The sequence below is a fragment of the Caulobacter sp. CCH9-E1 genome (assembly GCF_001556515.1).
Lineage (GTDB): Bacteria > Pseudomonadota > Alphaproteobacteria > Caulobacterales > Caulobacteraceae > Caulobacter.
Genome location: NZ_LSJA01000117.1, coordinates 20716 through 27238, shown reverse-complemented (window position 1 = coordinate 27238; position 6523 = coordinate 20716). Strand labels below are relative to the sequence as shown.

7 protein-coding genes are annotated in these 6523 nt (G+C 70.0%); 2 read left to right on the top strand and 5 right to left on the bottom strand.

Annotation, left to right across the window (positions count from 1 at the left end; genetic code table 11):
* Positions 1-85 precede the first annotated feature (85 nt).
* Both pseC and pseB read right to left on the bottom strand, forming a co-directional pair.
* Positions 86-1246 carry a UDP-4-amino-4,6-dideoxy-N-acetyl-beta-L-altrosamine transaminase gene (gene pseC / locus AX690_RS07645; RefSeq protein WP_066683204.1) on the bottom strand — a complete coding sequence of 387 codons (1161 nt, stop codon included), beginning with the start codon at positions 1244-1246 and terminating at the stop codon, positions 86-88.
* Positions 1243-2283, bottom strand: coding sequence for a UDP-N-acetylglucosamine 4,6-dehydratase (inverting) (gene pseB, locus AX690_RS07640; RefSeq protein WP_066683203.1), 1041 nt, complete (start codon positions 2281-2283; stop codon positions 1243-1245). Before pseB ends, pseC begins: the two co-directional genes overlap by 4 nt.
* Before the next feature lie 119 nt (positions 2284-2402).
* On the opposite strand from pseB, the gene AX690_RS07635 reads away from it, so the two are divergent.
* On the top strand, positions 2403-2822 hold the full coding sequence (locus AX690_RS07635; RefSeq protein ID WP_066683251.1) for a hypothetical protein: 420 nt from the start codon (positions 2403-2405) through the stop codon (positions 2820-2822).
* Here the strand turns inward: AX690_RS07635 and AX690_RS07630 are convergent.
* Positions 2815-3315 carry a nucleoside deaminase gene (locus AX690_RS07630; protein WP_082769555.1) on the bottom strand — a complete coding sequence of 167 codons (501 nt, stop codon included), beginning with the start codon at positions 3313-3315 and terminating at the stop codon, positions 2815-2817. The two genes, AX690_RS07635 and AX690_RS07630, sit on opposite strands and share 8 nt — an antisense overlap.
* Before the next feature lie 56 nt (positions 3316-3371).
* Here AX690_RS07630 and AX690_RS07625 point away from each other — a divergent pair, with 56 nt between their 5' ends.
* A complete protein-coding gene (locus AX690_RS07625) occupies positions 3372-4649 on the top strand; it encodes a pseudouridine synthase (RefSeq protein WP_066683200.1) in 1278 nt (425 codons plus the stop codon).
* A gap of 3 nt (positions 4650-4652) precedes the next feature.
* On the opposite strand, the gene AX690_RS07620 is transcribed toward AX690_RS07625, so the two are convergent.
* Positions 4653-5153, bottom strand: coding sequence for a cupin domain-containing protein (locus AX690_RS07620; RefSeq protein WP_066683253.1), 501 nt, complete (start codon positions 5151-5153; stop codon positions 4653-4655).
* Between the two features lie 222 nt (positions 5154-5375).
* The gene (locus AX690_RS07615; protein ID WP_231732141.1) at positions 5376-6341 is read right to left on the bottom strand and encodes a CPBP family intramembrane glutamic endopeptidase; all 966 of its coding nucleotides are present in this window, start codon (positions 6339-6341) and stop codon (positions 5376-5378) included.
* Positions 6342-6523: the final 182 nt, after the last annotated feature.

Genomic DNA, 6523 nt, shown 5'->3' with positions numbered 1-6523 from the left:
CGACCCCTCACCCGACCGCCTTCGGCGGCCACCCTCTCCCGCAAGGGGAGAGGGATTCAACGTCCGCTCTCGCGGTTTGAAGGCTCTACCCCAACACCTCGGCCAGGGCGTCCACCACCCGCTCGACGTCGCCGTCGGTCATGGCCGGAAAGAGCGGCAGGGTCAGGCAGCGCCTGTACCAGGCGTCGGCGCCGGGCAGGTCGGCTAGGCCCTGGCGGTTCACGTAGTAGGGCTGGCGGTGGACCGGGATGTAGTGGACCTGGGTCCCGACGCCCTTGGCCTTCAGCGCCTCGACGACGGCGCGGCGGGTAAGGCCCAGGCCTTCGAAGTCGATCAGCACGGTCAGAAGGTGCAGGGCGGCGTCCGAATGGGCGGGGCTCGTCGACAGTCGCGCCTTGGGCGCGCGCTCGGGCAGCAGTCGGGCGTAGAGCGCGGTCAGCGCCCGGCGGCGGGCGATGAAGCGATCCAGCTTGTTCAGCTGCGACAGGCCCAGGGCGCAGAGCACGTCGGGGATGCGGTAGTTGAAGCCCAGCTCCGGCATCTCGTACCACCAGTGATCGCCGCCGGCGGGCCGCACCATGCCGTGCGAGCGCAGCAAGCGCGCCCGAGCCGCCAGGGTCGCGTCGTTGGTGGTCAGCATGCCGCCCTCGCCGGTGGCCAGGGTCTTGACCGGGTGGAACGAGAAGCTGGCGAAGCTGGAATAGGCGCCGTCGCCGACCGGATGGGCGAGCCCGTCGAAAGTCGCGATCGAGCCCAGGGCGTGCGGGGCGTCCTCGACCAGGACCGCGCCGGCCGCGTCGGCCAGGGCCTTTAAAGGCGGCAGGTCGCAGACGTCGCCGCGCAGGTGGACGGGCAGGATCGCCTTCACGCGGCGGCCGGCCGCTCGCTCCAAGGCTTGCGCCAGGGTCTCCGGCGTCATCAGGCCGCTGTCGGGGTCGACATCGGCGAACACCACCTCGGCGCCGACATAGCGCGCGCAGTTGGCGGTCGCCAGGAAGGTGACGGAGGGGGCGATGCAGACGTCGCCCTCGCCGATCTTAAGCGCCATCATCGCCAGGTGCAGGGTCGCCGTGCCGTTGGAGACGGCGATGGCGTGGGCCGCGCCGACCTTTTTGGCGAAGGCCGTCTCGAACGCCTCGACCGTCGGGCCAGTGGTCAGGAAGTCGCCGCGCAGGGCCTCCGCGACGGCCGCGATGTCGTCGTCCTCGATCGTCTGGCGGCCGTAGGGGAGGAAAGACCCGCTCATCGCGCGGCCTTCTCCTCCAGCATCGCGAGGAGGCCTTCCGGCGACAGCCAGTCGTGGTTGTTGTCGCTGCTGTACGAGAAGTCCTCGGCCACCGGCTTGGCGCCGTCGGCGGCGGAATAGGGCTTGCGGCCGAACTCGGCGAAGTTGGGCTCGATCGCGTAGCGGTCCTCGAACTCGATGGTGGCGCGGGCGTCGTCGGCGCTGATCATGATCTCGTGCAGCTTCTCGCCGGGGCGGATGCCGATCACCTTCATGCCGGCGGTCGGCGACATGGCCTTCACGAGGTCGGGCATGGCCATCGAGGGGATCTTCGGAACGAAGATCTCGCCGCCGCGCATCATCGTCAGGGACGACAGCACGAAGTCGACGCCTTCGTTCAGGGTGATCCAGAAGCGGGTCATGCGCGGGTCGGTGACCGGCAGTTCGGTGGCGCCGTTGCTGAGCATGCGGCGGTACAGCGGCACCACGCTGCCGCGCGAGCCGACCACGTTGCCGTAGCGCACCACGCAGAACCGCGTGCCGATGTCGCCCGACAGGTTGTTGGCCGCCACGAAGGTCTTGTCCGAGGCCAGCTTGGTGGCGCCATAGAGGTTGGTCGGGTTGCAGGCCTTGTCGGTCGACAGGGCCACCACCTGTTTCACGCCATTGCTGAGGCTGGCCCAGACCACGTTCTCGGCGCCGAGCACGTTGGTGTGGATGCATTCGGACGGGTTGTACTCGGCCGCCGGCACCTGCTTCAGGGCCGCGGCGTGGATCACGATGTCGACGCCGCGCAAAGCGAGGGTCAGGCGCTCGCGGTCGCGGACGTCGCCCAGGAAGAAGCGCATCTTGGCGTAGGTCTTGTCGTCGAACTGCTCGCGCAGCTCGATCTGCATGTCGCTCTGCTTCAATTCGTCGCGGGAGTAGACGATGACTTTCCGCGGAGCGTAGCGGCGCAGGATGGTCTCGATGAAGCGCCGGCCGAACGAGCCGGTGCCGCCGGTGACCAGGATCACCTTGCCGTCCAGATCGAGGGATTTGGGAGAGAAACGGCCCAAGTTCTGTCTCCTGAGGCGCGCGGCCAGCCGGCGGCCGCGATCACGAATCGTGGTTAATCCCTTGTGTGCGCCCGCAGACGTAAAGAGGACGTCAACTCGCGGCGATGTATCCAGGCGCCATGCGCCGCTCTCGCCCGCTTTCGCTCCTGCTCGCCGCCCTGCTGGCGGTCGCGCCCCTGGCCGCGCCCGGGCCCGCCTTCGCTCGCGAGGCCGGCGAGAAGAAGAAGGAAGAGGCGGTCACCTATTTCGCCCTGGCGCCGATCAACGCGGTGATCATGCGCCGCGACGGGCGTCGCGGGGTCATCACGCTGGAGACGGGCCTGGAGGTCAAGGATCCGGAGCTGATGAAGCGGGCCCAGGCCTCCAGCCCGCGCCTGAGGGCCGCCTTCGCCCAGGTGCTGATGGTCTACGCCGCGGGCCTGCGCGGCGGCGCGGCGCCGGACATGGACCATGTCGCCCGCGAGCTTCAGAAGGCCGCGGACCAGGTGCTGGGCAAGCCTGGCTCCAAGGTCCTGCTGGGCTCGGCCCTGATCAGCTAGTTTTCGACTTCCGGCGCGCCCGGAAGAAGCCGCGCAAGAGCTCGGCGCTTTCCTCGGCCAGCACCCCGCCGGTGACCTCCGGCCGCCAGTGGCAGGTGGCTTGAGCGAAGAACCTCGGACCGTGGACGACCGCGCCGCCCTTCGGGTCCTCGGCGCCGAACACCACCCGGCCGATCCGCGCGTGGCTGATCGCGCCGGCGCACATGGCGCAGGGCTCCAGCGTCACGACCAGGGTGAGGTCGGTCAGCCGATAGTTCTCCAGCTTGGCGGCCGCCGCCCGCATCGCGGCGATCTCGGCGTGGGCGGTGGGATCGTGCGCGGCGATCGGCCCGTTGCCGGCGACCGCCAGCACCTCGCCGGTCTTCGGATCGAGGATCACCGCGCCCACCGGCGTCTCGCCCGCCTCCGCGGCCGCGCGCGCCGCGTCCAGCGCCAGGCGCATCATGCGCCTATCCTGCTCGGAGCCTTGATCCTCGTCCTGATCGGTGCGCATTAGCAGACCCTGAAAAGCCCATCGTGAGATGCGCCCAGCCCTAGAAGGAAACCGACGTGACCCAACCCCACGATCCCCTGTACGAGCCTGAACTCGACGGTCAAGACGGGGAGCTCGACGGCGGTCCCGGCGAGCGGGTCGCCAAGGCCCTGGCGCGGGCCGGCGTGGCCTCGCGGCGCGAGGTCGAGCGCCTGATCGAGGCCGGCCGCGTGGCGATCAACGGCAAGGTGCTGACGACCCCGGCGGTCAAGGTCAAGCCGGGCGACTTCCTGACTGTCGACGGTCAGCTGGTGGCCGAGCGCGAGCCGACCAGGATTTTCCGCTACCACAAGCCCACGGGGCTGATGACCACCCACAACGACCCCAAGGGTCGGCCGACGGTGTTCCAGACCCTGCCCAGGGACCTGCCGCGCCTGATCTCGGTCGGGCGCCTGGACTTGAACTCCGAGGGCCTGCTGCTGCTGACCAATGACGGCGAGCTGTCGCGCGCCCTGGAGACGCCCAGCAACGCCTGGGTCCGCCGCTATCGCGCCCGCGCCTTCGGCGACACCACCCAGGCCAAGCTCGATACGCTGAAGGACGGCGTGACGGTGGAGGGCGTCAAGTACGGCCCGATCGAGGCCAAGCTGGACAAGGCCCACGACAAGGCCGGCGGCGGCAAGAACATCTGGATCACGGTGTCGCTGTCGGAAGGCAAGAACCGCGAGGTCCGCAAGGTGCTGGAGTCGGTCGGCCTGAAGGTCAACCGCCTGATCCGCATGTCCTACGGCCCGTTCGCCCTGGGAACCCTGGCGGCCGGCCAGATCGAGGAGGTCGGGCCCCGCGTGATCCGCGAGCTGCTGGAGGGCGTCGTGCCGCCCGAGAACATGCCGACGGGCGATCGTCCGAAGTTCGCCGGGATCGCCAATCCGGTGAAGGCGCCGGGCACCGAGGGCGGCGGCGACCTGCAGCGTCGCGGCGTCCCGCGCGCCGATCGCATCATCGAGGCCAAGGCGCCGGAAAAGCCTGAGAAGCCGGTCTACAAGGCCGGCTGGGCGAAGCCGAAGAAGAAGGCCTCGCCGCATGGTCCCGCCAAGGGGCCGGCCAAGGCTAAGCGCGCGCCGGCCAAGTCGATCGAAACCAAGTTCATCGACGACAAGAAGCCGGCCGCGCGCGGCAAGCCGATGACGGCGCGTCCTGGCGCGAAGCCGGCTGACGGCGCGGCGCGTCGGGTGTCGGAAAAGCCGGGGAGGCCGACGGGCCGGCCCGCCGCTCGCCCGCCTGGCGCCCGTCCCGCTGGCGCTCGCCCGACCGGCGGCCGGGGTCCCGCGCCCCGCGGCGGTCCTAAGCGCTAGCGCTCACTTCCCGGCGGGTAGCTTGATCCCCAGCAGGACCAGCCGTTCGCCGGTGATCCCGAACCAGTGCGGGACGCCGGCGGGAACCAGGATGACGTCGCCCGGGGCCAGGGGGCGGGTCACGCCGCCGTCGATCCGGCTGCCCTCGACCAGGGTGGGGTTGCTGACCTTGGGATCGGCCATGACGCCGCCCGAGAGCAGGGTTCCCGCGCCTTCCAGCACGATGGCGTATTCGGCCTGGTCGGGATGAACGGCGGGGCGGCCGGGCTTCTTCCAGATCTCGATCGCCGCCACGTTCGCGCCGTCGCGTACCACCGGACGCCACATGAACCCCTGCTCGGGCTTCATTTCGGCCAACATCAGGCGTAGCTGCGCCTGCACGTCCGCGGCGCTGGCGAAGCTGGTCGGGTCGGCGGCCGGAGCGGGGGGCGCCTGGGCCGAAGCGGCGCCGGACGATAGGGCGAGCGTCAACGCCGCCGCGCCGATCGTGAAGGCTCTCACCATGGTCTTCACCGCAACTCTCCCTACGCCGCGAGTTCAGAGACCAAGCACGGCCCTTGATCCGCTGTTGAAGTTGTTCCCTCTCCCCTTGCGGGAGAGGGTGGCCTGCGAAGCAGGTCGGGTGAGGGGTTGTGCTCCGATATCCGGACAGGCTCACCGACCCCTCATCCGTCGGCTACGCCGACACCTTCTCCCACAAGGGGAGAAGGAATTCTTCTTTGACCCTCACGCCGCCGCCGGCGTTTGTTCGCGCGTCCAGCGGCGAAGCGCCGGCCAGCGGGCCGCCAGTTCGGCGACGCCGATCAGGCCGGCCAGCATGACGAGAGCGCTGGCGATCAAGCCCGCCTTGAACTCGTGCGGCGCGTCGGGGCGGGTGGTCATCGGGCGAATCAGCAACAGGATCACCGCGTTGTTGGCCGCGTGGGCGCCGATGCCCAGCTCAATGCCGCCCAGGCGCAGGGCCATCCAGGTCAGGCCCGCGCCCATCGCCGCGCGGACGATGAAGGCGTCGATATTGGGGTCGAGGTGGATGGCGGCGAACAGCAGACCGTTCAGCGCCATCAGCACGATCGGATCGCGGACATAGGCGGCGCTCTGCTTCAGCAGCCAGCCTCGGAACACCAGCTCCTCGGCCGCCGCGGCCAGGATCAGCAGGCCGACCGCCATGGCGGCGTAGAGGGTGCGACCGACGAGATTGGGCGAAGTGCGCCACAGCGGCGGATCGATGGGCTGGCCGGTGACGGCGGCGACAGCGACCAGGCCGGTCATCGTCGCGCCCACGATCACCAGGCCGCCAATCAGCAGACGCTTGCGGAAGCGGCCCCCGCTATTGACGTATTCGGTGATCTTGCGGTGGTGAATGGCGCCGGCCGCGTAGACGAAGCCGACCGCCGCGCCCAGATTGACGCCGGCCAGCACCGCCAGCAGGAACAGCGACTGGCGCGCCGACGGATCGGTCAGGGTCGGGTCGGTGAAGATCTGGAACAGGTCCCCGGCCGCCGGGGCGCCGTCCAGGCCGCTGACGATCAGCAGGGCCGCCAGGGTCGCGGTGATCGCGCCCAGCAGGGCGGCCACGGCGCCGGCCAACACGCCGACCGGCACGGCGAACAGTGTGCGCCACGGGTCGCGGTCGTACGGCGACAGGTCGCCCAGAAAGGGCGAACGCCTCGCCGCCTCCAGGATCTCGCCCATGCGCATCGTTCGATCGCCCTTCCCTTCACAGGCGACTAAGAGGGGGCGGCGGCCCACTTGTAAAGCGCGCGCTTGCCGCGGCGCGCCGACGGCGGCACACAGACCGTCATGGGTTGCAAGGGAAGCACGATGAGCGGTCGGGATTTGGGCAGGGCGCGAGGGGGCGTCGTCCTCGCGCTCCA